This window comes from Streptomyces griseorubiginosus (assembly GCF_017614965.1).
Taxonomy (GTDB): Bacteria; Actinomycetota; Actinomycetes; order Streptomycetales; family Streptomycetaceae; genus Streptomyces; species Streptomyces griseorubiginosus_B.
Genome location: NZ_WVUG01000033.1, coordinates 20,089 through 46,891, shown reverse-complemented (window position 1 = coordinate 46,891; position 26,803 = coordinate 20,089). Strand labels below are relative to the sequence as shown.

19 protein-coding genes are annotated in these 26,803 nt (G+C 71.2%); 9 read left to right on the top strand and 10 right to left on the bottom strand.

The window, feature by feature from the left end; translation table 11 throughout:
* The first annotated feature begins 600 nt into the window (after nt 1-600).
* Together GRC12_RS09565 and ptsP are read left to right on the top strand one after the other, a co-directional pair.
* Entirely contained in the window at nt 601-1,050 is a 450-nt protein-coding gene (locus GRC12_RS09565; protein ID WP_133044767.1) for a PTS sugar transporter subunit IIA, read from the top strand.
* A 78-nt stretch (nt 1,051-1,128) separates the two neighbouring features.
* Nucleotides 1,129-2,799, top strand: coding sequence for a phosphoenolpyruvate--protein phosphotransferase (gene ptsP, locus GRC12_RS09560; RefSeq protein WP_208778763.1), 1,671 nt, complete (start codon nt 1,129-1,131; stop codon nt 2,797-2,799).
* 68 nt (nt 2,800-2,867) lie between these two features.
* Here ptsP and GRC12_RS09555 read toward each other — a convergent pair whose 3' ends face one another.
* Nucleotides 2,868-3,761, bottom strand: a complete 894-nt coding sequence (locus GRC12_RS09555; protein WP_208778762.1) for a hypothetical protein — start codon at nt 3,759-3,761, stop codon at nt 2,868-2,870.
* 22 nt (nt 3,762-3,783) lie between these two features.
* Nucleotides 3,784-4,992, bottom strand: a complete 1,209-nt coding sequence (locus GRC12_RS09550) for an MFS transporter (protein WP_208778761.1) — start codon at nt 4,990-4,992, stop codon at nt 3,784-3,786.
* Between the two features lie 111 nt (nt 4,993-5,103).
* On the opposite strand from GRC12_RS09550, the gene GRC12_RS09545 reads away from it, so the two are divergent.
* Nucleotides 5,104-6,423, top strand: a complete 1,320-nt coding sequence (locus GRC12_RS09545) for a GntR family transcriptional regulator (RefSeq protein WP_208778760.1) — start codon at nt 5,104-5,106, stop codon at nt 6,421-6,423.
* Between the two features lie 3 nt (nt 6,424-6,426).
* Here the strand turns inward: GRC12_RS09545 and GRC12_RS09540 are convergent, their stop codons facing one another.
* Nucleotides 6,427-8,394, bottom strand: a complete 1,968-nt coding sequence (locus GRC12_RS09540) for an acetoacetate--CoA ligase (protein ID WP_208778759.1) — start codon at nt 8,392-8,394, stop codon at nt 6,427-6,429.
* Between the two features lie 213 nt (nt 8,395-8,607).
* Between GRC12_RS09540 and GRC12_RS09535 the strand changes: the two genes are divergently transcribed.
* Complete coding sequence (locus tag GRC12_RS09535) at nt 8,608-10,986, top strand: glycoside hydrolase family 31 protein (RefSeq protein WP_208778758.1); 2,379 nt, start codon at nt 8,608-8,610, stop codon at nt 10,984-10,986.
* Here the strand turns inward: GRC12_RS09535 and GRC12_RS09530 are convergent.
* Nucleotides 10,977-11,513: an NUDIX domain-containing protein gene (locus GRC12_RS09530; RefSeq protein ID WP_208778757.1), complete on the bottom strand. Its 537-nt coding sequence runs from the start codon at nt 11,511-11,513 to the stop codon at nt 10,977-10,979. The genes GRC12_RS09535 and GRC12_RS09530 overlap by 10 nt on opposite strands.
* A gap of 47 nt (nt 11,514-11,560) precedes the next feature.
* Nucleotides 11,561-12,370, bottom strand: a complete 810-nt coding sequence (locus tag GRC12_RS09525) for a M15 family metallopeptidase (RefSeq protein ID WP_208778756.1) — start codon at nt 12,368-12,370, stop codon at nt 11,561-11,563.
* A 98-nt stretch (nt 12,371-12,468) separates the two neighbouring features.
* On the opposite strand from GRC12_RS09525, the gene GRC12_RS09520 reads away from it, so the two are divergent.
* From GRC12_RS09520 to glpK, 4 genes are all read left to right on the top strand, one after another.
* Entirely contained in the window at nt 12,469-12,894 is a 426-nt protein-coding gene (locus GRC12_RS09520) for a Zn-ribbon domain-containing OB-fold protein (RefSeq protein WP_208778764.1), read from the top strand.
* On the top strand, nt 12,891-14,081 hold the full coding sequence (locus GRC12_RS09515; protein WP_208778755.1) for a lipid-transfer protein: 1,191 nt from the start codon (nt 12,891-12,893) through the stop codon (nt 14,079-14,081). The genes GRC12_RS09520 and GRC12_RS09515 overlap by 4 nt, the downstream gene beginning before the upstream one ends.
* 134 nt (nt 14,082-14,215) lie before the next feature.
* Complete coding sequence (locus tag GRC12_RS09510; RefSeq protein WP_208778754.1) at nt 14,216-15,865, top strand: GGDEF domain-containing protein; 1,650 nt, start codon at nt 14,216-14,218, stop codon at nt 15,863-15,865.
* Between the two features lie 405 nt (nt 15,866-16,270).
* Nucleotides 16,271-17,782, top strand: coding sequence for a glycerol kinase GlpK (glpK, locus tag GRC12_RS09505; RefSeq protein ID WP_208778753.1), 1,512 nt, complete (start codon nt 16,271-16,273; stop codon nt 17,780-17,782).
* 77 nt (nt 17,783-17,859) lie between these two features.
* Here the strand turns inward: glpK and GRC12_RS09500 are convergent, their stop codons facing one another.
* The 5 genes from GRC12_RS09500 to GRC12_RS09480 are packed head-to-tail and all read right to left on the bottom strand — an operon-like array spanning nt 17,860 to nt 25,848.
* On the bottom strand, nt 17,860-18,465 hold the full coding sequence (locus tag GRC12_RS09500; RefSeq protein WP_208778752.1) for a GTP-binding protein: 606 nt from the start codon (nt 18,463-18,465) through the stop codon (nt 17,860-17,862).
* Nucleotides 18,446-22,063, bottom strand: a complete 3,618-nt coding sequence (locus GRC12_RS09495) for a hydantoinase B/oxoprolinase family protein (RefSeq protein ID WP_208778751.1) — start codon at nt 22,061-22,063, stop codon at nt 18,446-18,448. The genes GRC12_RS09500 and GRC12_RS09495 overlap by 20 nt, the downstream gene beginning before the upstream one ends.
* 24 nt (nt 22,064-22,087) lie before the next feature.
* The gene (locus tag GRC12_RS09490) at nt 22,088-22,483 is read right to left on the bottom strand and encodes a DUF742 domain-containing protein (RefSeq protein ID WP_133044779.1); all 396 of its coding nucleotides are present in this window, start codon (nt 22,481-22,483) and stop codon (nt 22,088-22,090) included.
* 9 nt (nt 22,484-22,492) lie between these two features.
* Nucleotides 22,493-22,927 (bottom strand): roadblock/LC7 domain-containing protein, encoded by a 435-nt coding sequence (locus GRC12_RS09485; protein ID WP_208778750.1) that lies wholly within the window; start codon nt 22,925-22,927, stop codon nt 22,493-22,495.
* The gene (locus GRC12_RS09480) at nt 22,924-25,848 is read right to left on the bottom strand and encodes a sensor histidine kinase (protein ID WP_208778749.1); all 2,925 of its coding nucleotides are present in this window, start codon (nt 25,846-25,848) and stop codon (nt 22,924-22,926) included. The genes GRC12_RS09485 and GRC12_RS09480 overlap by 4 nt, the downstream gene beginning before the upstream one ends.
* 418 nt (nt 25,849-26,266) lie before the next feature.
* On the opposite strand from GRC12_RS09480, the gene GRC12_RS09475 reads away from it, so the two are divergent.
* Complete coding sequence (locus GRC12_RS09475; RefSeq protein ID WP_244372505.1) at nt 26,267-26,797, top strand: hypothetical protein; 531 nt, start codon at nt 26,267-26,269, stop codon at nt 26,795-26,797.
* Nucleotides 26,798-26,803 lie beyond the last annotated feature (6 nt).

Sequence of the window (26,803 nt, the reverse complement as noted above, 5' to 3'; positions counted from 1 at the left end):
CCGCCAGCGTTCGTCCTGAGCCAGGATCAAACTCTCCGTGAATGTTTTCCCGTGATCGGGAGCAACACCACGAGAGCGGAACCACCGGAGGAATGATCCAGTGGTTCACAGCGTCCTCGCTGTGTTTGTTTCAAAGGAACCTCGCCCCGGACCGAAACCGGCCGGGAACGGGGTATCAACATATCTGGCGTTGATTTTTGGCACGCTGTTGAGTTCTCAAGGAACGGACGCTTCCTTCGTACTCACCCTTCCGGGCTTTCCTCCGGGCGCTTCCCTTCGGTGTTCCAAACTCTATCAGCGTTTTTCCGTCCCCCTGACCACTCTCCTGCGGGCATGCAGAAGGCGACCCCGAGATAGGATCTGACGAGTTTGGTTACTGCTGATCAAGCGCGCTCGTTCGCGTCGCTCGGCCTCAAGCAGGAGTACGACTGTACACGGGGCCTCGAAGGGCGTGCAAATCGATAGGGTTGGTGGTCTAGACCTCTACCCGGTACCTTCATGCGGAACCGTCACTTCGTCTGACATACGCTGCTGCACAGCGTGCCGTCAGGGACGGACAGTGACGGCCCCTGTATGCAACTCCACTCCGGGAGGCTTCCCATGACCACCGTGACGTCCCCGCTGGCCGGACGCGCCATCGGACTGGCGGCAGTGCCTGATCCGGTCTTCTCCGGGGCCATGGTCGGCCCGGGCACCGCCATCGACCCTGTCCGTGAGCCCTCCGAGGCCGTCGCCCCCGTGGACGGGGTCATCGTCTCCCTCCATCCGCATGCCTTCGTCGTGGTCGACGAGCAGGGGCACGGCGTCCTCACCCACCTCGGCATCGACACCGTGCAGCTCAACGGCGAGGGTTTCGAGCTGCTCGTGAACAAGGGGGACACCGTCACCCGCGGTCAGGGTGTCGTGCGCTGGAACCCGGCCGCCGTCGAGGCCGCCGGCAAGTCAGCGGTGTGCCCGGTCGTGGCGCTGGAAGCCACGGCGGAAGCTCTCTCCGATCTTCGTGACAGCGGCGAAGTGAAGGCCGGCGACAGTCTCTTCCTCTGGAAGTGACGTCAGTGCCGTCCCATGACGGCGAGTAGGACAACCACCGCGGCGGCGGGACCCGCCGCACTATCGGAGACGGGTGAGATGGAGACAACGCTGCGAGGCGTCGGCGTGAGCCACGGTGTGGCGATCGGCGAGGTTCGGCACATGGGAACGGCGGTGCTGGAGCCGCCTGCCAAGCAGATCCCGGCGGAGGACGCGGAGCGGGAGCAGGGGCGGGCCCGCCAGGCGGTGGAGGCTGTGGCGGCCGATCTGATCGCGCGCGGCAATCTGGCGGGCGGTGAGGCTCAGGCGGTGCTCGAGGCCCAGGCCATGATGGCGCAGGACCCCGAACTGATGGCGGACGTCGAGCGGCGCATCGCCGTCGGCAGCACGGCGGAGCGGGCGGTGTACGACGCGTTCGCCGCCTACCGTGCCCTGCTGGCCGGTGCCGGCGAGTACCTCGCCGGTCGCGTGGCCGACCTGGATGACGTGCGGAATCGTATCGTCGCTCGGCTGCTGGGAGTGCCGATGCCCGGCGTCCCGGACAGCGACGAGCCGTACGTCCTGATCGCGCGTGATCTCGCGCCCGCGGACACCGCGCTGCTGGATCCCGCCCTGGTCCTCGGTTTCGTCACCGAGGAGGGCGGGCCGACCAGTCACAGCGCGATCCTCGCGCGGGCGCTCGGTGTGCCGGCCGTGGTGGCACTGCCGGGGGCCGGTGAGCTCGCCGAGGGGACGTTGGTCGCCGTCGACGGCAGCACCGGTGAGATCTTCGTGAACCCCAGCGAGGAGAAGAAGGCGCAGTTGGAGGCCGCGGCCGCCGAGCGGAAGGCCGCGCTGGCCGCCGCCACCGGGCCGGGTGCCACCTCCGACGGTCACAAGGTGCCGCTGCTGGCCAACGTCGGTGGCCCGGCGGACGTGCCGGCCGCCGTCGAGGTGGGCGCCGAGGGCGTCGGTCTGTTCCGTACGGAGTTCCTCTTCCTGGACGACAGCAAGAACGCCCCGTCGGAGGAGAAGCAGGTCGAGGCCTACCGGCAGGTTCTCGAGGCGTTCCCCGAGGGCCGTGTCGTCGTACGTGTCCTGGACGCGGGGGCGGACAAGCCGCTGGACTTCCTCACGCCGGCCGATGAGCCGAACCCCGCGCTGGGCGTACGGGGCCTGCGGACGCTGCTCGACCACCCGGAGGTGCTGCGTACGCAGCTGACCGCGCTGGCGAAGGCCGCCGAGGGTCTGCCGGTCTACCTCGAGGTCATGGCTCCGATGGTGGCTGACCGTGCCGATGCCAAGGCTTTCGCTGACGCGTGCCGTGAGGCGGGGCTGCGGGCGAAGTTCGGGGCGATGGTCGAGATCCCGTCGGCCGCGCTGCGGGCCCGGTCGATCCTGCAGGAGGTGGAGTTCCTGTCGCTGGGGACCAATGACCTCGCTCAGTACACGTTCGCCGCGGACCGTCAGGTGGGTGCGGTGTCCCGGCTGCAGGACCCGTGGCAGCCAGCGCTGCTCGACCTGGTGGCGCTGTCGGCGGAGGCGGCCAAGGCCGAGGGCAAGAGCTGTGGTGTGTGTGGTGAGGCCGCGTCCGATCCGCTGCTCGCGTGTGTGCTGACCGGTCTGGGTGTCACCTCTCTTTCCATGGGTGCGGCGTCGATTCCGTATGTGCGGGCGGCGCTGGCGAAGTACACGCTGGCCCAGTGCGAGCGGGCCGCCGCGGCCGCCCGGGCCACGGAGAGCGCCGAGGAGGCGCGCAACGCGGCTCAGGCGGTGCTGTCGGGCGAGTAGCCGGGCCGGGTCGGTCGCCGGCTGTCGGCGAGGGGCGCTTCACCTGTGGGTGGGGCGCCCCTCACCTGTCAGTGGTGGTGACCCGGTGTCTGTCCTTCCTCTCCGAGGTCGGGCGGTACGCAGTAGTCGACGTCGGATTCCGGGGAGATGATGTCGCCGGATTCGATGTCGGTGCAGTAGGCGTCGAAGACCTCGCCGGCGGTGAGGGGGCGCAGACCGTCTCCACGCAGGCGCCAGCCGTAGACGCGGTCGGTGGTGCCGGGGCCGCTGGTGCGGATGACGAGTCCGCCGGGGCTCTGGGTGGCGATGCCGAGGGCGAGGACGGTGGTGAACTCGAGCGCTTCGGCCTCGTCCAGTTGGAGGGCGCCGTGCTCGTCCTCTTCCGCGTGGAGAACGGAGACGAGCGTTTCGGCCGGTGCCGAGACGCTGCACACGAGGTGTCGGTTGCCTCCTCCGGCGGTGTCGAGGATGCGGACGAGCAGGCGGGACGCTCGTGTGAACGCGGCTCGGCCGATGTCCTCGCCACAGGAGGAGCAGGCTCCCAGTCGGGCGAGGAGCGTCGAGGCGTACTCCCAGGTGGCCTGGCGTACGGCTTCGTCGACGAGGGCGGGGACGAGGTCGGACAGGGGCTGGCCCTCGTAGGGAAGGACGGGGCCCGTGCTCGCCGATTCGGCGGTGAACCGGGTGCGGCTGGACGGGATGTCGGGGTCGAGGTCCGCGTCCGCGCAGAACTCAGCGTATTCCTGCGGGTCGAACAGGGCCACCGTGGTGTGGCTGCCTTGGGAGGCGCGGACCTTGAGAAGCGCCTCGACCTGTTGGAGATAGGTCTGGTGGTCGTCGAAGGTGAAGCTGCGGTACCGCCGCATGGCGCGGAAGTCGTGCTCGTCGGTCAGCAGACCGATGGTGCCCGCGATTTCGCGGCGCAGGACGCGTCGCATGGTCTGGTGGTCGGTGTGCGCCATCTTTCCCCCTGTGCACGGTCGATCAATGCTCACTCACAGTAACGGGCGGCACTGACAACGGGGTCCGAGCAAGACGATCGCGGACCAGGCGATGCTGGATGACGCAGGTCAGCGCGATGAAAGTGCCGAAGGCGGTCCAGCCGACCGGGCCGGTGGCGATGGCCGCGGTGACTGCGAGTGGCCCGATGCTGCGCTGGGCGGACTGGGCCAGGCCGTGGACGCCGAGGAAGGCGCCCTGGGCGGCGCCGGGTGCGAGGGCGACGGACAGTTCCCAGGAGACGGTGGCGTGCAGCATCTCGGCCAGGGTGAAGGCGGCTGCGGCGGCGATCAGCAGGAGGGTGGCGGTGACGGCTCCCCCGCCGGCGGAGAGGGCCATGGCGATGCCGCCTGTGGCGAAGGCTGCGGACAGCGGGAGCAGCAGCCTGCGGGCGGCTGGGGTCGTGGTGCCGAACCGGGCCAGCGGGACTTGCAGGACGACCACCATCACGTTGTTGAGGACGATCAGCAGGGGCGCGAGGCCGTGCGGTGCGTCGGTCGCGTGGGCGATCCACAGGGGCAGCCCGACCTTGAAGACCGCGTCGTCGAGGAAGAGGACGGTTTCGGTGGCGACGTACGCGAGGTAGGTGCGGTCGCGCCAGGGGGTGGCCGGCCTGGTCGAGGGTGCGGCGTGCCGCGAGGTGGTGACGACGCGGGAGGCGGACGGGGGTTCGCCGCAGCGCAGGGTGAGGAGCGCGGAGGCGAGGAAGGACAGCGCGTCTCCGGTCAGGAGCCACTGGTAGGCGGTGGTGGTGCCGAGGGCGAGGGCGGCCGCCGCGGCGAGACCGCCCAGGGCCCAGCCGGCGTTGGCGACGGTGCGGTGGATGGCCTGGTAGTGGACGCGGTCGGGTCCTGCGACGCGGGTGGCGTAGAGCCTGGTGAGGACGCTCGCCGCGCGGTCTCCGAGGCTGCCGACGGCCGAGAGGGCGAGGAGGAGGGCGTAGTCGCCGGTCGCGAGCAGTCCCAGGGAGGAGACGGCTCGTAGGAGTTGGACGGCGATCACGACGCGGGTGAGGGGAAATCTGTCGGCGATGCGTCCGGCCAGGGGCGCCCCGGCGATGCCGATGGCTCCGGCGGTCGCGACGAGGGTGCCGACCTGGGCGATGGAGAGGTGGGAGACGTAGGTGAAGTACAGGACCGAGACGGACGCCCACAGGCCGCTGCCGACGCGGTCGACGAGGGCGATCGCGAGCATTCTGCGGCCGTCCGGCCCTCCGGGTATCCGGTCCGACCATGTGGCTGCGCGGCGCATCGGATGCACTGCTCCCCCTTGCCTTCAGTTATGTACTGATACATACTTTCCGACGTGGCAACACAATATGGGATCACTGGTACGACGGCCAAGGGAATTGCGGCGTCCGTCGAACGGGCCGTGGCGGAGGGTGCGCTGGGCCCCGAGGCGGCCCTGCCTCCGGTGCGCCGGCTGGCGGAGGACCTCGGGGTGAGCCCGGGCACTGTCGCGACCGCCTACAAGGAGCTGCGCGCCCGCGGGATCGTCGTCACACGAGGTCGTGGCGGGACGGTGGTGGCGCCGGCTCCCTCGGTGGCGTCTCGGCGGCCGCCCAGGGTCCCCGAGGGGCTGCGTGATCTGTCCGGCGGCCACCCGGATCCCGCGTTGCTGCCCGCTCTCGTGCCGCCGTCGCGCCTCTCCCCCGGCGTCCGCGCCCACCGCTCGACACCCAGGCTGCCGCGACTGGAGAAGGCCGTACGGGACTGGATGGGGCCGGACGGGGTGCCCGTGGAGCAGGTGACCTTCGCGCACGGAGCGCTGGATCTGATCGGCCGGCTGCTGTCCGTGGAGCTGCGGCAGGGGGACGCCGTGGCCATGGAGGATCCCGGATACCACCATCTGCTGGACCTGGTCACGGCGCTGGGACTGCGCAGCGTGCCGGTGGCCGTGGACGAGGAGGGGATACGTCCCGAGTCGCTGCGCGGGGCGCTGCGTGCCGGGGTGCGGGCCCTGGTGTGCAGTCCGCGGGCACAGAATCCGTACGGCGGCTGCTTCTCCGAGGCGCGCCGGGACGCGCTCGTGGAAGTGCTCCGGGAGGAGCCGGACGTGCTGGTCGTGGAGAACGACCACGCGTCCGCCGTCGCGGGTGTCCCGCTGCGCACGCTGACGGTCGGCGGCCTGACCCGCTGGGTGCACGTCCGCACGGTGAGCAAGTTCCTCGGCACGGACCTGCGGTGGGCCGCCGCGGCGTGCGACGCGACCACCCTGGCCCGCCACGACGGCCGGCTGCTGCTGACGTCGGGCTGGGTCAGTCATCTCCTTCAGGAGATCGTCCACGGCCTGCTGACCGACGACGGCACGCGCGCGTTGACGGCCCGGGCGCAGGAGGCGTACGCGTTGCGCCGCGGCACGCTCCTCGCTGAGCTCGCGGACCGCGGGATCGGCGCGCGGGGTGCGAGCGGGATGAATCTCTGGGTTCCGGTGCGGGACGAGTCGGCCGTCGTGAACGGTCTGCGGTCGTACGGCTGGTGGGTGGCGGCGGGGGCCAGGTTCCGGCTGTCGTCGGCACCGGGCGTACGGATCTCCGTGGCCGAGTTGGAGCCCGCCGACGCGGCACGGCTGGCCTCGGACTTCGCCGCGGTACTGGGTGAGTCCGAGGCCACCTACGGGGGCTGACCGTCAGGCGCGCTTGCGGGCGAGTTCCTCGTAGAAGTGCAGCAGGTCGAGGTTGTCGATGGAGCCCGGGTTGACTGCCTTCTCCATCGGGGTGCCCTGCAGGAGGCGCTTGACCGGGACCTCGATGCGCTTGCCGGTGAGGGTGTGCGGCACGCCGGGCACCTCGATGATCTCGTCCGGCACGTGGCGTGGGGAGAGCTGTTCACGGATGGTCTGCTTGATACGGCCCAGAAGGTCCTCGTCCAGGGTCGCGCCGGGCACCAGGTGCACGAACAGCGGCATCCAGTAGCCGCCGTCGGGCTGCTCGATGCCGATGACGAGGGACTCCCTGATCTCCGGAAGGCGCTCGACAGCTTCGTAGATGTCCGCGGAGCCCATGCGCACACCCTGGCGGTTGAGCGTGGAGTCGGAGCGTCCGTGGATGACGACGGAGCCCCGGGAGGTGACCGTGATCCAGTCGCCGTGCCGCCACACACCGGGATACGTGTCGAAGTAGCTGTCGTGATAGCGGCTGCCGTCGGGGTCGTTCCAGAAGTAGATCGGCATGGACGGCATGGGATTGGTGACGACGAGCTCGCCGACCTCGTCGATCAGGGGCTTGCCGCTCGGGTCCCAGGACTGCAGATCGGTGCCGAGGCCGGGGGCCTGGAGTTCGCCGATGTGGACCGGGAGGGTGGGTACGGCCCCCGCGAAGCAGGAGCACACGTCCGTGCCACCGCTGACGGATGCGATCCACAGGTCGTCGCGGACCTCGTCGTGCAGCCAGCGGAAGCCGTCCGGCGGCAGCGGTGATCCGGTAGTGGCGACGCACTCGACCTGGGAGAGGTCGAAGTCGCGCGCGGGGTGCACGCCGGCTTTTCTGCAGGCCATGACGTACGCGGCCGAGGTGCCGTAGAGGGTGGCGCCGGTGCGTTCGGCGATCCGCCACTGGGCCGCCGTGTCGGGGAATCCGGGGCTGCCGTCGTAGAGCACGATCGTGGTGCCGGTGAGCAGGCCGGAGACGAGGAAGTTCCACATCATCCAGCCGGTCGAGGTGTACCAGAAGAAACGATCCTCGGGGCCGAGGTCACAGTGCAGGCCGAGCTGCTTGAGGTGCTCGACGAGGATGCCGCCCTGGGACTGGACGATGGCCTTCGGCAGACCGGTCGTGCCCGAGGAGTAGAGCACCCACAGCGGGTGGTCGAAGGGGACCTGTTCGAAGACGGGTTCGGTGTCCGCACCCGTCAGAGCCGACCACTCCAGGGCGCCCTCGGGCGCGTCGGTGCCAAGGAGCGGGATGTGGACGACGGCACGCAGCGTGGGCAGTTCGCGGCGCAGCTCGGCGACGACCTCCCGGCGGTCGTGCTCCTTGCCGCCGTAACGGTAGCCGTCGACGGTGAACAGGACGACCGGTTCGACCTGCTGGAAACGGTCCAGGACGCTGCGGGCACCGAAGTCGGGGGCGCAGGACGTCCAGACGCCGCCCACGGCCGCCGTGGCGAGCAGGGCGACGACGGCCTCCGGGATGTTCGGCAGATAGCCGCTGACGCGGTCTCCCGGGCGTACACCGAGGGCGCGCAGCTCGGCGGCCAGGGAGCCGACCTCGCGGCGGAGCTGCGACCAGGTGACGGGCCGTGCTTCGTGGGTCTCGTCGACATACAGGAGGGCCGGTTCGTCCGCGCGGGTCGCGGAGGCGCGCAGGGCGTGCTCGGCGTAGTTGAGGCTCGCCCCGGGGAACCACTGGGCGCCAGGCATCGAGCGGTCGCCGAGCACGCGCGCGTAGGGCGTCGAGAAGCGGACGTCGAACCACTCCGTGACGGCCTGCCAGAAGGTCTCCAGCTCGGCCACGGACCAGCGGTGCAGCGCCGCGTAGCCGCCCTCTGCCGGAGCGCCGTGGCGTTCGGCCGCCCAGGCCTGGAACCTGGTGACCTGTGCCTGCTCGATACGTTCCGGATCCGGCTGCCAGAGCGGCTGGGGGTTCACGGTCGACATGGGGCGGCTCCAGGACTGTGCGCGTCGTGTGCGTCGGTCGCGCACGGGCTGGGGTGTGCGCGTGACGCGGCTGACAGGGACGATGCCATGTGATCGACTTCTACACCAGGGTGCGCCCCACATAGTCCGTGTCGTAAAGATGTGCTCCCAGCACGGGTGAACGGCAGTTGAACGGCACGCGCGCGTGGGGTGGTCAGTGGCAGGGTGAGCAGCATGGACGGTCGTGACCTGGTGCGTTCGATAAGGGTGGTCGGTTCGGTGGGGGCGTCCCAGGGGTTGCGGGCCGTGAAGGCGGCATGGCGCAGGAGGCGCGCGGACGCCACCGCGCTGCCCCCGCGGGGTGCCGAGCGCGCGCGGGTGCCCGGCCGCGTGCGGGAGGTGGAACCGGCTGCGGGTGGCGGTGTCGTGCGGTTCGGCCGCTCGGAGCTGAGGATCGTGGTGACCGTCAACGGGGCGGTGTTCTGGGGCTGGGACGGGGCCGGTCCTGAGCCGTCGTACGCGCTGGCGGGCCGCTGTCCGGAGCCCGATCCCCGGGCGGTCCTGGAGCCCGACAAGGACGGTGGCTGGCGGGTGGTGGCCGAGCGGGTGACGGTCGTCGTCTCGCGGCACGGCGCGGTCGAGGTGCGTACGCCCGGCGGGGTGACCCTGCGGCGGGATCTGCCGCCCCGGTGGTGGGAGCCGGTCGATGGCGGGCCCGCGCGCTGGATGCAGCGCTCGGAGCTGCCGGCGGACGCGCGGTTCTTCGGGCTGGGGGGCCGCTCGTCGGGGCCGCGGCTGCGGGAGGGGACGTACCGGCTGTGGAACACGGACCCGGGCGGCAGCTTCGCTCCCGGGGACGATCCGCTGTACATCACCATGCCGGTACAGATGGTGGTGTCCGACGCGGCCACTCATCTGGTCTTCCACGACTCCTCCTGGGACGGCACGGTGTCGCTGCGGGAGGGCGAGGAGGGCGCCGGTTCCGGGCACGACCGGCCGGGCATGAGCGAGCTGCGGATGGACGGCGGTCCGTTGCGCTGCTGGGTGATGGTGGGCACCCCCGCGCGCGTGCTGCTCGCCTGGGCGTCGTTGACCGGCGCGCCGGCGTTGCCGCCCGCGTGGGCGCTGGGACATCACCACGCGCGCTGGGGCTTCGGCAGCGAGCAGGAGGTCCGGCGGATCGTCGCGGGCTACCGAGAGCGCGGGCTGCCGCTGGACGCCGTCCACCTGGACATCGACCACTACGACGAGCACCAGGTGTTCACCGTCGACCACGAGCACTTCCCCAAGCTGCCGGTGCTCGCGGAGGAGCTGCGCCGGGAGGGGATCAGGCTGGTGTCGATCGTCGACCCTGCCGTCAAAGCGGAAGAGGGCAACGCCGTGTACGACGGCGGCACGGCCGAGGACGCGTTCGTCCGGGACGCCTCGGGACGGGTCGTGCACGGAGTCGCGTGGCCGGGGGAGGCCGCTTTCCCGGACTTCACGCACGCGCGCGTGCGTCAGTGGTGGGGCGGACTCTACGCGGAGCGGCTGGCTCAGGGGTTCGCGGGTTTCTGGCACGACATGAACGAGCCCACGTCGTTCACCGCGTTCGGGGAGAAGACGCTGCCACGCTCGGCCAGACACTCACTGGAGGGGCGTGGCGGCGATCACCAGGAGGCGCACAACGTCTACGGCCTGTGCATGGCCAGGGCGGGCTACGAGGGTCTGCTGGAGCTGGCTCCGGGTGAGCGGCCGTTCCTCTTCTCGCGCTCCGGCTGGGCCGGCCTGCAGCGCTACGGTGGCACCTGGTCCGGCGACGTGGCCACCGGCTGGCCGGGACTGCGGGCCTCGCTGTCGCTGGTCCTGGGACTCGGACTGTGCGGGGTGCCCTACTCCGGACCGGACATCGGCGGCTTCGACGGAAGCCCGTCTCCGGAGCTGTACCTGCGGTGGTTCCAGCTGGGCGCGTATCTGCCGCTGTTCCGTACGCACGCCAGTCTGCGCGCGGGGCGGCGGGAGCCCTGGGAGTTCGGTCCGGAGGTGCTGGAGCACGCGCGCGTGGCGCTCGAGGAACGCCGGCGGCTGCTGCCGTACCTGATGACGCTGGCGCATCTCGCGCGGCGCACCGGAGCACCCTACGTACGGCCTCTGTGGTGGAACGCGCCCGAGGACCGCGCGCTGCGTGACTGCGAGGACGCCTTCCTTCTGGGCGACTGCCTGCTGGTGGCACCGGTGCTCGACCCGGGCACGGACCGGCGTGCGGTTCAGCTGCCGCGGGGCCGCTGGTACGACGCGGTCACCGAGCAGGTGTACGAGGGGCCGGCGCAGGTGCTCGTCGACGCCCCCCTGTCACGGATCCCGGTGCTGGTACGCGCGGGTGCCGTCCTCCCGGTGCGCGGCAGCGACGGCGGGCTGGAGCTGGAGGCATGGGCGCCGGCGCAGGGTCGCACGGGCGGCGGGCTGGTCGTGCCGGACGCGGGTGACGGGTGGGACGAACCGGAACTGGAGCGCTACGTCACCCGTTGGCAGGGACGCGGGCCGGTGGTCGAGCTGGAGGGTGAGGGCGGCCCGTCCGAGCCGCCCTATCCGGTGCGTGTACGTGGCCTCGGGGAGGCCGGAGCTCAGACGTAGCGGCCCTCGAACCAGGCGCGCACCGCCAGCGTGTGCAACGGGAAGGCGAGTTCCTCCGGCCGGCGCAGGAGGTGCCAGCCTTCCGTCTCGTCCGTGGCCGCCGACTGCGGCAGCCCCTCCGCGGGCCGTTCGGGGAGCAGACCGAACAGCAGCAGATGGCCGTCGGGCGAGCTCATGGCGTCGACGAGGCGGACGTCGCGGCCGGCCGCGTCGATGCCGGTCTCCTCCTTGAGCTCGCGCACGACGGCCTGCCGCCAGTCCTCCCGGTCGTCGATGAACCCGCCGGGCAGGGCGATACCCCCGCGCGCGGGAGCGACGGTTCGGGTGATGACGACCAGGGCGGTGCCCTTGGTGTCGTACACGGGCTGGAGTGCGACCGCGACCGGCAGCGGGTTGCGGTAGGCCACGGTGTGGCAGGCCGGGCAGGTGCGCGGCCAGCCGGAGACGCCCTCTCCATAGGGCGCTCCGCAGCTCGAACAGTGTGAGTCGGGCGCGGAGTTGGCGGTGGAGGCTTGAGTTTCGGACACGAAGCGGAATGTATCCGATCGGGGGAACGGCGTCTCGCGGAGGTTGCTCAACGGCGGCCGACGAGCGACTTCCAGGACACGGGGAAGTTGAAATAGGTGTCCGGGTAGGGCTCGGGCCGGTACGTGTAGTGCCACCACTCCTCGGCGAGGTTGACGAAGCCGAGGCTCTCCATGGTGCTCTTCAGCAGCAGACGGTTGGCGCGCTGTCGGCCCTGGACACGCGGGTCGAGGGTGTGCGCGAGGGTGTCGAAGCAGTCGAAGCCGGTGCCCATGTCGACGGAGTTGTCGGGGAAGCGTTCGTCCTTGGGTGCGAAGCAGGGCACGAGCGGCTCTCCAGGGTGGTAGGGCCGGGTGGGCCTCGCCGGGAGCCTCACGATGGTGAGGTCCATGGTCGAGCCGCGGCTGTGGCCGGACTTCTCCGCGATGTAGCCGTCCGCGAACAGCCGGGTCTTGTCGACGTTCGGATAGAACTCGCCCTTCGTCGCCTGATCGTCGAGGTCCTCGGCCCAGCGCACGAAGTGGTTCACGGCGCGCTGCGGCCGGTAGCAGTCGTACACCTTGAGCGTGTAGCCCTCGCGCAGGAGCTTTTGCTGGACCTTGTGGAGGGCTTCGGCGGCGGGGCGGGTGAGGATGCACACCGGTTGCTCGTAGCCGTCGATGCGTTCGCCGACGAAGTTGTGCGGGGTGAAGTAGCGCATCTCCTGGATGATCGTCGGGTCCACGCTTCTCAGGGCCACGAAGTCCTTCGGCGCCTTGGGGTCCGTCTCGGCCCGGACGGGTGCGGAGGCGGCGGTCACGGCCAGCAGGGCTGCGAGGGCGGTGACGAGACCGCGTACTGCACTGGTGAGTCGTGTCATGTCTCCTGCACTGCCCAATTCCGGACGCGCGTGACACACTTCTGACGTTCCGTCAGATTCGGCGTCGGGGAGGGATTGTGACTCGAGCACGAACACCTGTGGTCGACGGATGGTTCACCGGGGACGGTGACGACTTCAGACTCCTCGGCACCCGCTGCGCCGCCTGCGCCTCGGTGTTCTTTCCCCGTGAGGACGGCCACTGCCGCAATCCCGGGTGTCCCGGCGGAGACCTCGAGGAGGTGCCCCTCTCACCGCGCGGGCGGATCTGGTCCTACACGGACAGCCGGTACCGGCCCCCGTCACCCTATGTGACGAATCCGGAACTTCCCTGGGAGCCGTACGCGTTGATCGCTGTGGAGCTGGCGGCCGAGCGGATCGTGGTGCTGGGCCAGGCGGTTCCCGGGATCACCGTCGCCGATCTGACGGTGGGCATGGAGGTGGAGGTCGTCCCCGGTGTGCTTCACGAGGACGCGGAGACGGCCTGGACGACGTGGCACTGGCGGCCGACGGGGGGTGGGGCATGACGGGCGAGGTGGCGGTGCTCGGAGCGGGGATGCATCCGTGGGGCAAGTGGGGGCGCAGCTTCGTCGAGTACGGGGTGGCGGCGGCCCGGGCGGCGCTCGCCGACGCGGGGATCGACTGGCGTGACGTCGGCTCCGTGGTCGGCGCGGACACCGTGCGCGGCGGCTATCCGGGCCATGTGGCCGGGGCGACCTTCGCGAAGGCGCTGGGCTGGCAAGGAGCGCGGGTGACGAGCGTGTACGCGGCGTGCGCGTCGGGAGCGCAGGCCGTCAACACCGCGCGGGCGCAGATCCTCTCGGGCCTGGCCGACGTGGTCCTCGTGGTGGGCGCGGACGCTGCGCCCAAGGGGTTCTTCCGGCCGGCGGGCGGCGACCGGCCCGACGACCCCGACTGGCTGCGTTTCCGGGTCCTGGGCGCGACGAACCCGACGTACTTCGGGCTGTACGCGCGTCGGCGCATGGCCGTGCACGGGGACACGCCCGAGGACTTCGCGCAGGTCAAGGTGAAGAACGCGGCGTCGGGGGCGCTCAATCCGAACGCCCGCTACCGCAAGCGGGTCACCGCCGAGGAGGTCGCCGCCTCCGCGGTGGTGGCCGATCCGCTGCGGCTGCTCGACATCTGCGCGACGTCGGACGGCGGGGCGGCCCTGGTGCTGTCCAGCATGGAGTTCGCGCGGCGGCACGGGGTGGCGGAGCCGGTGCGGATCAGGGCGGTGTCGACGGTGACGCCGCGCTACCCGAGCACCGTGCTCGATCTGCCGGACATCGCGACGGACTCCGCGGTGGCCGTCGAACCGGCCGCCGAGACCTTCCGGGCCTCGATCGCCCTCGCCGCCTACGAGGAGGCGGGCATCGGACCGGAGGACCTCTCCCTGGCCGAGGTCTACGACCTGTCCACCGCGCTGGAGTTGCAGTGGTACGAGGACCTGGGGCTGTGCGGTGAGGGCGACGGCGCGAAGCTGCTGCGGGAGGGCGCGACGGCCCCGGGCGGTCGTATACCGGTGAACACGAGCGGCGGTCTGGCCTCCTTCGGGGAGGCGGTACCGGCTCAGGCGATCGCCCAAGTGTGCGAGCTTACCTGGCAGTTGAGGGAGCGAGCCGGTGACCGCCAGGTCGCGGGGGCCCGCGTCGGGATCACGGCCAACCAGGGGCTGTTCGGGCACGGGTCGGCGGTGATCGCTGTGCGCTAGCAGGCGAGCCGCGAGTGCCGGCGGTGAGGCCGGACGCAAGCCCTGTCTCGCACGCTGCGTGATCACCCCGGAAGCCTGCGTGAACGTCTCATGAACTGGGCTTGGGCGTGCGCCGGTGGAGTCATCATGCTGCCGTGCGCTCCTGGACGGACACTCTGCGCTTCGCCTTCCAACCAGTGGTCAACTTGGCGACCGGTGGAGTCGCGGGGTTGGAGATACTCGCCCGCCCGGAGACTGGGGACATCCTGGCCGAGGCCCGTCGCGATCCCGAACTCGACGGCCGTCTCGCGGTGTTGGCGATCCGCGCGGCGGCGAGCAAGGAAACACTGCTGCCGCTGCACGTCAACGTCTTCGCGGGTACCCTCGCCGACCTCGGCGGCCTGACCCCGCTGCACGACGCGGTGCGCCAGGCGGGACGGCTGCCCTGGGAGGTGACCATCGACGTCGGACCGCCCTACACGCACGTGCCCCAGCCGGCCCTGCTGGAGGCGGTGGGCGCGGTTCGGGCCCAGGGCTTCCGGATCAGCGCCGACGGCATCGGGGACGGGGACGTACCCCTGCGGCTGCTCACCGACCTCGCGCCCGAGCTGGTGAAGCTCGACGCCTCACTGCTGGTCCGGCCGGCGGCCGTGCGGGCGATGCGGACACTGTGCGAGGAGCTCGGGGCCCTCCTGTCCGTCGAAGGCGTGGAGACGGAGCTGCAGTTCGCCGCCGCGGTGACGGCCGGTGCCCAGCTGGCCCAGGGCGACCTGTTCGCGCCGCCGACGAGGCTGCCCGCAGCGGACGTATACGTTCCGCCCCGCTCCCCCGGCGCCGTGGCGGTGCCGCGGTCCGGCCCTTCGGTGCGCGAGTTCGTGCGGCCGGCCGCCCTGCTGCCCGCGACCGCGACCGCGGGCCAGGTACGGGCGCTGCTGACCGGGGCTCCCGAGGTGTCCGGGGTACTGCTCGTGGACCCGCACGGCGTCCCGGTCCGCTCGGTGCACCGCTCACGCTTCCTGCTGTCGATGTCGGGCCGCTACGGACACGCCCTGTACGCCGACCGTCTCGCCGCCAAGCTCGGCGATCCCCCGCGGACGGTGGGCGTCGACGCCACCGCCTGGGAGGTGCTGGACGTGGTCGCCGTCGGCGCCCGTGACCGCACGTCGGACGACGTGGCGGTGGTCGACCGGTACGGGCGGTGCGTGGGCGTCGTACGCCTCGCCGACCTGGTGCGGGCACTGGCCGAGAGCCGAGTCGAGGAGGCCGCCGGGCTCAATCCGCTGACCCGGCTGCCCGGGTCGGACGTGATCACCTCGGAGGTGGACCGGCGCATCGCGGACGGCCGGGCGTTCGCGCTCAGCTGGCTCGACGTGGACCACTTCAAGCAGGTCAACGACGGGGCCGGGTTCGCGGCGGGCGACGAGCTGATCCGGTCGGTGGGAAGGGCACTGCAGCAAGCGGCGACCGGCAGCACGCGCGTGGGCCATATCGGCGGCGACGACTTCCTGGTGCTCGCCGATCCCGAGCGGCTGGATCCGCTCGCCGCAACCGTGCTGGACGTGCCGTGGTCAGCGGGCGGGCGACCCGTCACGCTGTCCCTGGCCACGGTCCTGTGCCCGCCGGGCAGCGTGGCGGACCACCGGCAGGCCGCGGCCGCCCTGGCGCCACTGAAGAAGGCCGCCAAGGCGCTGCACGGGGCCAGCTGGGTGCTGGGGCAGGCGGGCCTGCCCGGTCATGAGATCGTGCGCGGCACGGGGGCGCCCGCCCCGGCGGGCTGCGCGGTGGCGGAACCCGGCCTAGGCTGATCTGGTGTCGCCTCGCCGAAGCGTCTGCCGTACGGACGTTCAGGCGGCTGTCACCGTTGGTGTCCGCGACCTTGACGCTCTCTGGGCGCCGGTGAACACTTCCGGTGTCGGCCGACATCGCCGTACATAGACGGTGTAACCAGGCACACGCCGCGCGGGCCCCGCCTGCAGAACAGGCCCATTCCCCCACGGGCGATTCGGCTGCGACGGCACGCTCGTCACCGCACCCTGCGCGCAGGGCCGGGGCCTAGGAGCCGACATGAGCAACGGAAACGCGGTCGTACCGAGCCACTGGGTCGTCATGGCGTGCGACCGGGGCTTCGGGGCGCCGACCCGTGCACTGGCTCATCCTCCGCGCAGCCTTCTCATCGAGCAGCCTCCTGAAGGAACGACGAAGGGGACGTCATGACGGACAAGTTCGTCGCCGCTATCGACCAGGGCACCACCTCGAGCCGTTGCATCGTCTTCAACCAGGACGGCGCGATCGTCGCCGTCGACCAGCGCGAACACCGCCAGATCTTTCCCAAGCCCGGCTGGGTCGAGCACGACGCGACCGAGATCTGGTCGAAGGTGCAGGCGGTGGTCGCGGGGGCGATCGCCAAGGCCGGACTCCGTGCCGACCAGCTCAGCGCGCTCGGCATCACCAACCAGCGCGAGACCACGCTCCTGTGGGACCGCGCGACCGGCAAGCCCGTGCACAACGCGATCGTCTGGCAGGACACCCGCACCGACGCGCTGACCAGGCAGCTCGGCGGATCGGACGGGCAGGACCGGTTCCGCGAGCAGACCGGACTGCCACTCGCCACCTACTTCTCCGGCCCCAAGGCGGCCTGGCTGCTCGACAACGTGCCCGGTCTGCGGGCGCGCGCGGAGAACGGCGAGATCGCCTTCGGCACCATGGACTCCTGGCTCATCTGGAACCTGACGGGCGGCACCGACGGCGGGCAGCACGTCACCGACGTCACCAACGCCGGCCGGACGATGCTGATGAACCTGGAGACCCTGCAGTGGGACCAGTCCATCCTCTCCGCGATGAACATCCCCGAGGCCGTCCTGCCCGAGATCAAGTCCTCCGCCGAGGTGTACGGCACCGCCGTGGGCCAGCTCGCCGGGGTGCCCGTGGCCTCGGCGCTCGGCGACCAGCAGGCGGCCGTGTTCGGACAGGCCTGCTACGACGTGGGCACGGCGAAGAACACGTACGGCACGGGCTCCTTCCTGCTGCTCAACACGGGCAACCGGCCGGTGGCGTCGAAGAGCGGCCTGCTGACGACGATGGGCTACAAGATCGGCACCGAGGCGCCGGTCTACTGCCTGGAGGGCTCCATCGCGATAACGGGCGCGCTCGTCCAGTGGTTCCGCGACCAGCTCGGGATCATCCGCACCGCGGACGAGATCGAGCCGCTGGCGGCGAGCGTCGAGGACAACGGCGGCGCCTACATCGTCCCCGCCTTCTCCGGCCTGTTCGCGCCCTACTGGCGCTCCGACGCCCGCGGTGTCGTCACCGGTCTGACCCGGTACGTCACCAAGGCGCACCTCGCGCGGGCCGTGCTGGAGGCGACGAGCTGGCAGACGCGCGAGGTCGTGGACGCCATGTACCAGGACTCCGGGGTGCACATCACCACCCTGAAGGTGGACGGCGGCATGACCAAGAACAACCTGCTCATGCAGCACCAGGCCGACGTGCTCGACGTTCCGGTGGTCCGTCCGAAGGTCTCCGAGACCACCTGTCTCGGCGCCGCCTACGCCGCCGGACTCGCCACGGGCGTGTGGAACGACCTCGACGAGCTGAAGGCCCACTGGCAGAAGGACGTCGAGTGGACGCCCTCCATGGACGCCTCCGTCCGCGACCGGGAGTACCACAACTGGCGCAAGGCCGTGGAGAAGAGCTTCGGCTGGCTGGAGGACGAAACGAACTGAGCACCCACGCGCGCGCGTGCCCGTGACTACGGCCCGTACCCCGGTCGGCGGGGGTACGGGCCGTACCCGTGACCGTCTCAGGTGGTGACGGTCTGTCGTCGCTCGGCGGCGTGGTCCATCGCGTGCCGGACGACGCCGATGAGGATCTCCTTGACCGACTCGCGGTCCCGGGCGTCGCACAGCAGGAGCGGCACGTCGTCGTCCAGGTCGAGCGCCCGGCGGATGTCCTCGGCCGGATAGCGGGCGGCGCCCTCGAAGCAGTTGACACCGACCAGGAACGGTATGGAGCGCCGCTCGAAGTAGTCGACGGCGGCGAAGCAGTCCTCCAGGCGCCGCGTGTCGGCCAGCACGACGGCCCCGAGGGCGCCCTCGGACAGCTCGTCCCACATGAACCAGAACCTTTCCTGCCCGGGCGTGCCGAACAGGTACAGCACCAGGTCCTCGCGCAGGGTGATACGACCGAAGTCCATGGCCACCGTGGTGGTGCTCTTGCTCTCCACACCGCTCGTGTCGTCGACCGGACGTCCGGCCTCCGTGAGCAGTTCCTCGGTGCGCAGCGGCCTGATCTCGCTGACCGCGCCGACCAGGGTGGTCTTGCCCACGCCGAATCCGCCGGCCACCAGGATCTTGAGCGTGACGGGCTCGACCGGGGGCTTGCCGCGCTCAGAACGCCCGAAGATCATCGATCTGTTCTCCTGCTTGATGGGGGTGGGGCGCCGGTGGGCCGTAGCCTCCGCCGCCAGGGGTTTCGACGACCAGTACGTCGCCGGGAGAGACGTCCGCCGAGTCGCTGCCGGCGAGGACGGTGACCGTGCCGTCCGCGCGCTCCACGCGGTTGGCGCCCAGCGCGCCGGGTTCGCCGCCCGCCATGCCGTAGGGCGGAACTCTGCGGTGCTGGGAGAGGGTGGAGACCGTCATGGGCTCGTGGAAGCGGATCCGGCGTACGGCGCCGTCCCCGCCGCGCCACCGCCCGGCGCCTCCGCTGCCCCGGCGGACGGCGAACTCGTCGAGTTGCACGGGCAGCCGCCACTCCAGGACCTCGGGGTCGGTGAGCCGCGAGTTGGTCATGTGGGTCTGTACGACGGGGGCGCCGGGGAATCCGTCGCCGGCGCCGGACCCGGAGGCGACGGTCTCGTAGTACTGGTAGCGGTCGTTGCCGAAGGTGACGTTGTTCATGGTCCCGGAGCCCTCGGCCTGGACGCCGAGCGCCGCGTACAGGGCGCCGGTGATGGCCTGCGAGGTCTCGACGTTGCCCGCGACCACGGCCGCCGGTGGCTCCGGCGCGAGCAGGGAGCCGCGCGGCACGACGATGTCCAGGGGGCGCAGACAGCCGTCGTTGAGCGGGATGTCGTCGGCCACGAGGGTGCGGAAGACGTACAGGACGGCCGCGTTGACCACGGCGAAGGGGGCGTTGAAGTTGCCGGCCAGCTGGGGTGACGTGCCGGTGAAGTCGACGGTGGCGGAGCGGTTCTCACGGTCCACGCGCACGCGTACCCGGATGACGGCGCCGGAGTCGGTCTCGTAGGCGTACTCGCCGTCGTCGAGGGCGTCGATGACCCGGCGCACCGCCTCCTCGGCGTTGTCCTGGACATGCTTCATGTACGCCTGGACGACGTCGAGTCCGAAGTCGTCGATCATCCGGGCGACCTCGTCGACGCCCTTCTGGTTGGCGGCGATCTGGGCGCGCAGGTCGGCGAGGTTGGTCGCGGGGTTGCGGGAGGGATAGGGCGCCTCGGTGAGCAGGCGTCGGGTCTCCTCCTCGCGGAAGCGGCCGTCCTCGGCGAGGAGCCAGTTGTCGAAGAGGACGCCCTCCTCGTCGATGGTGCGGCTGTTGGCGGGCATCGAGCCGGGGGCGATGCCGCCGATCTCCGCGTGGTGGCCGCGGGAGGCGACGTAGAAGAGGATCCGGTCACCCTCCGTGTCGAAGACGGGGGTGATCACGGTGACGTCGGGCAGATGGGTGCCGCCGTGGTACGGGTCGTTGACGGCGTAGGTGTCCCCGGGCCGCATCGACGGGCCGCGCCGCCTGATGACCTCCTTGACGCTGGTGCCCATGGAGCCCAGGTGGACGGGGATGTGCGGGGCGTTGGCCACCAGGTTTCCGTCCGGGTCGAAGAGGGCGCAGGAGAAGTCCAGGCGCTCCTTGATGTTGACGGACTGCGCGGTGGACTCCAGCCGGGCGCCCATCTGTTCGGCGATCGACATGAAGAGGTTGTTGAAGACCTCGAGCAGAACAGGGTCAGCTGCTGTGTCGAGATCGGAACTCTGCGTAATCGCCGCACGTTCCATGACCAGATGCCCGTCGTCTCGCGCCACGGCCCGCCAGCCGTCGTCGACGACGGTGGTCGCGCCGGCCTCGGTGATGATCGCCGGGCCGGTGACGGTCTCGCCGGGAGGGAGGTCCTCCCGGCGGTGGAGGGGTACGTCGCGCCAGGCGCCGCCCGTGTGGAGACGGACGGTGTCGGTGGCGGCGGGTCGGCCTTCGTACGGGGCGAGGGCGGAGAGATCGGGGGGTTCGGTGATGCCGGTGGCTTCCACGGAGAGGGCTTCGACGACGATCGGGCGGTCGAGCGTGAAGGAGTACGTGGCGCGATGACGCTCTTCGAAGGCGTGACGCATGGTGCCGGGCTCTGTCAGCTCGACGGTGAGGGTGGTGTCGGTGCCGTCGTAGCGGAGCTGGGCGCGGCGGGTGACGCGGATGCGGGTGTCGGGGACGTCCTCGGCGAGGAGTTCGGCGCGGGCCGCCCCTTCGAGGTCGTCGGCCGTCTTGAGGACGGCGGGCATGGAGGCGGGCTCCAGGGGCGCCTCGACGGACTGTTCACGCATGGCGGTGGTGTCGGCGAGGCCGATGCCCAGGGCGGACAGGACGCCGGCCATGGGCGGGACGAGGACGGTGCGGATGCCGAGCGAGTCGGCGACCATGCACGCGTGCTGGCCGCCCGCACCACCGAAGGTGGTGAGGGCGTAGCGGGTGACGTCGTGGCCCTTCTGGACGGAGATCCGTTTGACGGCGTTGGCGATGTTGGCGACGGCGATCTGCAGGTAGCCCTCGGCGACCTGCTCGGGTGTGCGCTCGTCGCCGGTCCGCTCGTGGATCTCACGGGCGAGCGCGGAGAAGCGGTCCCGGACCAGTTCCTCGTCCAGGGGCTGGTCGCCTTCGGGGCCGAACACCCGGGGGAAGTGGCCGGGTTGGATGCGGCCGAGCATGACGTTGGCGTCGGTGACGGCGAGCGGGCCACCTCCGCGGTAGCAGGCGGGCCCGGGGTCCGCGGCCGCCGAGTCCGGCCCCACGCGGTAGCGGGAGCCGTCGAAGTGGAGGACCGAGCCGCCTCCGGCCGCGACGGTGTGGATGTCCAGCATGGGCGCGCGCAGCCGGACACCGGCGATCAGGGTCGTGAAGACCCGCTCGTACTCGCCGGCGAAGTGCGAGACGTCGGTGGAGGTGCCGCCCATGTCGAAGCCGATGACGCGGTCGAAGCCGGCCAGCTGCGACATGCGGGCCATGCCGACGATGCCTCCGGCGGGCCCGGACAGGACGGCGTCCTTGCCCCGGAACTGTCCGGCCTCGGCGAGACCGCCGTTGGACTGCATGAACATCAGCCGCACGTCCTCGAGTTCGCCGGCGACGTGCCGCACGTAGCGGCGCAGCACGGGCGACAGGTAGGCGTCGACGACGGCGGTGTCGCCGCGGGGTACGAGCTTCATCAGCGGGCTGACCTCGCTGGAGAGCGAGATCTGCGGAAACCCGATGCGGGCGGCCAGTTCGCCGACGGCGTGCTCGTGGGCGGGGTGCAGATGACTGTGCATGCAGACGACGGCGACGGCGCGGATCCCGTCGTCGTACGCCTCCTGCAGGGGCCCCGCGAGGGCTCCCAGGTCGGGGGCGCGCAGGACGGTGCCGTCCGCGGCGATGCGCTCGTCGACCTCCACGACCCGCTCGTGGAGCAGTTCGGGGAGCTCGATACGGCGGGCGAAGATGTGCGGCCGGTTCTGGTAGGCGATGCGCAGGGCGTCGCGGAAGCCGCGGGTGACGACCAGGAGGGTGCGTTCGCCCTTGCGCTCCAGGAGGGCGTTGGTGGCGACCGTGGTGCCCATCCGGACGGCGTCGATCGGCTCCCGGGAGCCGTCCAGCAGGGCGCGTACGCCCGCCACGGCCGCGTCGGAGTACCGCGCGGGGTTCTCCGACAGCAGCTTGTGGGTGAGGAGGCGGCCGTCCGGGCGTCGCGCGACGATGTCGGTGAACGTACCGCCCCGGTCGACCCAGAACTGCCAGCCAGTCACGTCAGTACCCCGCTTCCGCGCCGCTCACAGCGCCCGGAGGCCGTTGATCACGTCGCGCAGAATACTCTCGTCCACCAGCTCGGCAGGGGGTACGGGCCGGTTCACATGGACGAATTCAGCCGCCACGAGGTCGCCGACGAGGACCCGTACCACTCCGATGGGCAGATCGAGCCCGGCGGCGAGCTCGGCGACCGACTGGGGGGCGTCACGGCACAGGTCGACGATGTCGACGTGCTCGGGGGACAGCGTCGCGTCGGCGTCCGGGTCGTCCGCCTGGGGTTCGGCGACGACCACCGCGATCAGGTCGAGGCGGTGCTGGCCGGGACTGGAGGTACGGCCGCGCGTCATCGCGTACGGACGGACGACCGGTCCGGCCTCGTCGTCGAACCAGTGGCTTCTTCCCTGACCGTCTGCGCTCATGACATCCCACTACCCGCCTGCGGGCAGATCGGTGCGCGGGGCGGTGCCCAGATGCACGCCGACCCGCTTCACGAGCAGCGTCATCTCGTACGCGACCTGGCCGACGTCCGAGTCGGCGTCCGAGAGGACGGCGAGGCAGCTGCCGTCGCCGGCGGCCGTCACGAACAGGAAGGCGTCGTCGAGCTCGACGACGGTCTGCCGGACGTTGCCCGCCTCGAAGTGCCGGCCGACGCCCTTGGCGAGGCTGTGGAAGCCGGAGGCGACGGCGGCGAGGTGCTCGCTGTCCTCCCGGCTGAGGTCCTTGGACACACCGGTCGGCAGGCCGTCGCCGGAGAGCACGAGGGCTTTGCGGATGCTCGCGACGCGTTCCACCAGTTCGTCCAGGAGCCAGTTGAGCTCGCCGGAGTTGGTCGCGGTGTGGCCGGTCGCCTTCGGTGCGGTCATCGACCGTCCCCCTTTGTCGTTCCGTGTGGTGCTGTGCCGCTGTGGGCGTCATCGCCCGCGGCGTTCTCCTCGCGGCCGCGCTGCCAGCCGCGCTGGAGCGAGGCCATGCGGCTGCGTACCTCGTCGGCGTCCCGCTCCGCGAAGTCCGTGCTGTTCTGCTCGGGCCGGCCGGCGCTCTGCTTGAGCTGCGGTGCCAGATTGGCCTGGCGTACCCGCCGGGGCAGCGGGCCGATGCCGCCGCCCGAACCGCCCGGCGGTCGTGCACCGGGCCGCCTGCCGCTGGTGTCCGCCCCGCCCGGGGTGATGGATGCGGGACGGGCGTGTGCCGGGAGGACGGGGGCCTGCGGTGCCTCACCGATGCCCTGGTCGTCGGGTGTCTGGGCCGCGCCCGTCTCGCCGAACCCCTCGGAGCCACCCACGCCCGGGCGCAGCGGTGAGGCACCGCGTCGACGGGTCGGCAGCGGCGGCGCGCCGTCCTGGCCCGGCCGGCCGTGGCCGTCGGCCGCGAGGGGGTCATCCCCCCGGCGACGGGTCGCCGGGGACGCCGAGCCCTGGAGGTCGGATCGGCGAGCCGCTGCCGGCGACTCGTCCGGCGCGTCCTCGCGGCGGAACCGCTGCTCGGTGACCGGACGCCCGTGCGAGCTGACCAGCTTGGGGGCCCCGCGCCGGGGCAGCGATACCGGGGCGCCCAGCTGGTCGTCCGCGCCGTCCCGGGCATGGCCGGCGTCGTCGCCGTGGAGGTGCTCGCCATGACGGCCGGTGGCCTCGTCCTCCACGCGGGCGATGGAGCGCCGGGGGCGGAACAGGCCGCCCTCCTCGCCGTCCTCCTCCAGCGCCGCCGGGAAGTCGTCGACGGCGTCGAGGTCGACGGGCGCCTCCAGCTCCACCGGGCCGTCCAGGAGCGAGGCGGGCAGGCCGGGCAGTTGCTCGGGCACGCGCGGAAGCGCGGTCCGGCGACCCTCCTCCAGCTCGGCCTCCTTGGACGGGTGGGGCCGGTCGAGGCGGAAGCCGATGCCGTTGGTGTCGGGCACGTCGTCCGTGAGCAGGGCGTCGGGGATGAATACGACGGCGGTGGTGCCGCCGTAGGGGGACGGCTGCAGGGAGACCCGGACGTTCTGCCGCTGGGCGAGCCGGCTGACCACGAAGAGGCCGAGCCGGTCGGTGTCGGACAGCTCGAACTCGGGGGTCTCGGCGAGCCGGAGGTTGGCGTCCAGCAGTGCGTCGGCCGCCATGCCGAGACCGCGGTCATGGATCTCCAGCGTGAAGCCGTTGGCCACCCGTTCGCCCACGACCTGGACGGCGGTGTGCGGCGGGGAGAACACCGTGGCGTTCTCCAGGAGTTCGGCGACGAGGTGGGTGAGGTCGGCGACGGCCGGGCCGGTGACGGCGACCCGGGGCAGCCGGCGGACCTCGATGCGCTCGTAGTCCTCCACCTCGGCCACGGCGGCCCGTACGACGTCCATGAGCTGGACGGGCTTGCGCCACTGCCGGGACGGGGCGGCCCCGGAGAGGATCACCAGGCCCTCGGCGTGCCGGCGCATACGGGTGGTCAGGTGGTCGAGCCGGAAGAGGTCGGCGAGTTCGTCGGTGTCCTCGGTACGCCGCTCCATGCTGTCCAGCAGGGTGAGCTGCTTGTGCAGCAGGACCTGGCTGCGGCGGGCCAGGTTGACGAACACCTCGGAGACACCGGCCCGCAGTTCGGCCTGTTTGACGGCCGCCTCGACGGCGGCCCGCTGCAGGGTGTTGAGGGCCTGGCCGACCTCGCCGATCTCGTTCCTGTCGTACTCGAGGCGGGGGACCTCGGTCTCCACGTCGACCTGTTCCCCCGCGGACAGCCGGCGCATCACGCTGGGCAGCCGGACGCCGGACGCCTCGTGCGCCTCCAGACGCAGTTGGCGCAGGTCGCGGATGAGGGTGCGGCCGACGCGCACGGACAGGAACAGCGAGAGCAACAGGGCGACCAGACCGAGGACGCCCGCGATGGCGGCCTTGGCGATGACACCGACGGCGACCGGGCGGACGCGGTCCTGATAGCGGTCGCTCGCCTGGTCGTTGAGGGTGGCGAGCTTGGCGAGCACGCTTCCGGCGGCGGTGTCCCAGCTCTGCGCGGTGACCTCGCCGGGCCTGCCCGTGGTGGAGGAGATCGCCGCCTGTTCGTCCGCACGCAGCGGGGCGGTGGTGGCGTTCTTCCAGAAGCGCTGGTAGCGGTCGCGTTCGGACGAGGGCAGCAGCGGCAGGTTGACGTCGTACATCAGGCCCCGCTGGGCCACGAGGTCGGTGATGTCACGGACTTCGTCACGGGTGAGCTTGCCGACGATCAGGGAGGAGCCGAGCAGGGCGTCCTCGCGGGAGAGCAACTCCCGGGCACGCGCGAGGTTGACCAGGGCGCGGTACTGCTTGTCCATCTCGACGTTGTCGACGACGTGCAGATTGGCGAGCAGGACGTAGCACGGGTCGACCAGGCTGTTGTAGAGGTCGAGGGCGTGTGCGCGGTCGACGGTGCCGTCCTCGACGCTGCGGCGCAGCGAGGCGAGACCGTCGAAGGTGTCCAGCACGGTGCTCAGGCGATCGCCCGTCGCTTGGCCCATGGCGTCACGGACGTCCGGGTTCTTGGAGTTCCGCCGGATCTCGGCGATGGCCTCGTCCGTGGCGGCCCGGCTGCGCCTGAGGTCCGACAGACCGTCGGAGGCCCGCGGATCGGCGAGGTAGACCAGGGACTGACGGCGTTCCTGCTGCACGACGCGGACGGTGTCCTCGATCGGGTACGCGACCTTCTCGACCACGTCGGAGACGTTGAACAGGTCCTCAGCCTGACGGCCCGTGAGTACCGTGGCGAAGCCCCAGATGGCCGTCAGGGACACCAGCGGCACGAGAAGCAGCGCCACGATCTTCCGGCGGATGGACTTCCCGCGAAAGCGCATGGCCTCCCCCAGCTCGACCCCCGCCGGCCGGGGGTACACATGTACGTCAACAAACGGCGCGAGCCTACTACCGACACACAGGTAACTCGAAGAGCCGTCCGGAGGGTGAACTTCCGCGCGGGCGACGAGACATGGCGAGTTGTCCGGCCATTGGGGGAGATTGCGTCCCTGTTTGCCCGCTCGGTGACGGGAACTCATCCACCGGACGCACATGGTCTGTTGGCCGAAATTTTTCGCTTCTCGGGAATCTTCGGGGCAGGTCGTTCGTCCTTCTTGACGGGAAACGGGGACGGAATCGGCCACATGAGCCGCATCCCGCACCCGGGCGGCGTAAAACAGCGCAAGCCGGGCAACCACAGGGGAGCCGTGCCGTCGGGCACGGACGAGCGGTCTGCTGGCGGTGGGGAGTGACACGTTGATGGGCACGGCGGAGCGGCGCGAGGCGCCCGGGGACGGCATGGCGGCGAGCCTGGTCGAGGACCGGGTTCCCGAAGCACCGGATCCCGACATTCCGGCAGCCAGGAGCAGGATCGAGCGAGACGAGGAGCGGGAGCGGGGCTATCGGCCCCTGTGGGTCGAGGAACCGGCCAAGCGACGCCGGCTGCCTGATCCGGTGCGTACGGCGGCGGTGCGGGCGGGACTGATCATCGCCGTGACGCTGCTGCTGGCGATGGTGGCCTTCCTGTGCACCATGGCCGGGTCCTGGCCGGCCTTTCCCATGGTGATCAGCGCTGTCGTGAGCACGGTGGTGGCCACCTGGAGCGCTCTCGACGTCTGGGTGACCCGCCAGGTGTGGAACCAGCGCAACGGCGTGGTGTCGACGCCGAGCAGCACGGCCCGGGCCCTGCGCCGCGAGAAGCGCCGGACCCGGCGACAGGCGAAAGCCACCGAGCGGGCGCAGGCGCGAATACGCCGCAGCGGCGGCACCGGACAGCTCTCGCACCCCTGAGGACCG

Coding starts and splice junctions, on each gene's coding strand:
- GRC12_RS09525 (WP_208778756.1), bottom strand. CDS start 12,370: ATGACACGACTCACCAGTGCAGTACGCGGTCTCGTCACCGCCCTCGCA.
- ptsP (WP_208778763.1), top strand. CDS start 1,129: ATGGAGACAACGCTGCGAGGCGTCGGCGTGAGCCACGGTGTGGCGATC.
- GRC12_RS09475 (WP_244372505.1), top strand. CDS start 26,267: ATGGGCACGGCGGAGCGGCGCGAGGCGCCCGGGGACGGCATGGCGGCG.
- GRC12_RS09480 (WP_208778749.1), bottom strand. CDS start 25,848: ATGCGCTTTCGCGGGAAGTCCATCCGCCGGAAGATCGTGGCGCTGCTT.
- GRC12_RS09500 (WP_208778752.1), bottom strand. CDS start 18,465: ATGATCTTCGGGCGTTCTGAGCGCGGCAAGCCCCCGGTCGAGCCCGTC.
- GRC12_RS09515 (WP_208778755.1), top strand. CDS start 12,891: ATGACGGGCGAGGTGGCGGTGCTCGGAGCGGGGATGCATCCGTGGGGC.
- GRC12_RS09550 (WP_208778761.1), bottom strand. CDS start 4,992: ATGCTCGCGATCGCCCTCGTCGACCGCGTCGGCAGCGGCCTGTGGGCG.
- GRC12_RS09485 (WP_208778750.1), bottom strand. CDS start 22,927: ATGACCGCACCGAAGGCGACCGGCCACACCGCGACCAACTCCGGCGAG.
- GRC12_RS09535 (WP_208778758.1), top strand. CDS start 8,608: ATGGACGGTCGTGACCTGGTGCGTTCGATAAGGGTGGTCGGTTCGGTG.
- GRC12_RS09540 (WP_208778759.1), bottom strand. CDS start 8,394: ATGTCGACCGTGAACCCCCAGCCGCTCTGGCAGCCGGATCCGGAACGT.
- GRC12_RS09565 (WP_133044767.1), top strand. CDS start 601: ATGACCACCGTGACGTCCCCGCTGGCCGGACGCGCCATCGGACTGGCG.
- glpK (WP_208778753.1), top strand. CDS start 16,271: ATGACGGACAAGTTCGTCGCCGCTATCGACCAGGGCACCACCTCGAGC.
- GRC12_RS09490 (WP_133044779.1), bottom strand. CDS start 22,483: ATGAGCGCAGACGGTCAGGGAAGAAGCCACTGGTTCGACGACGAGGCC.
- GRC12_RS09555 (WP_208778762.1), bottom strand. CDS start 3,761: ATGGCGCACACCGACCACCAGACCATGCGACGCGTCCTGCGCCGCGAA.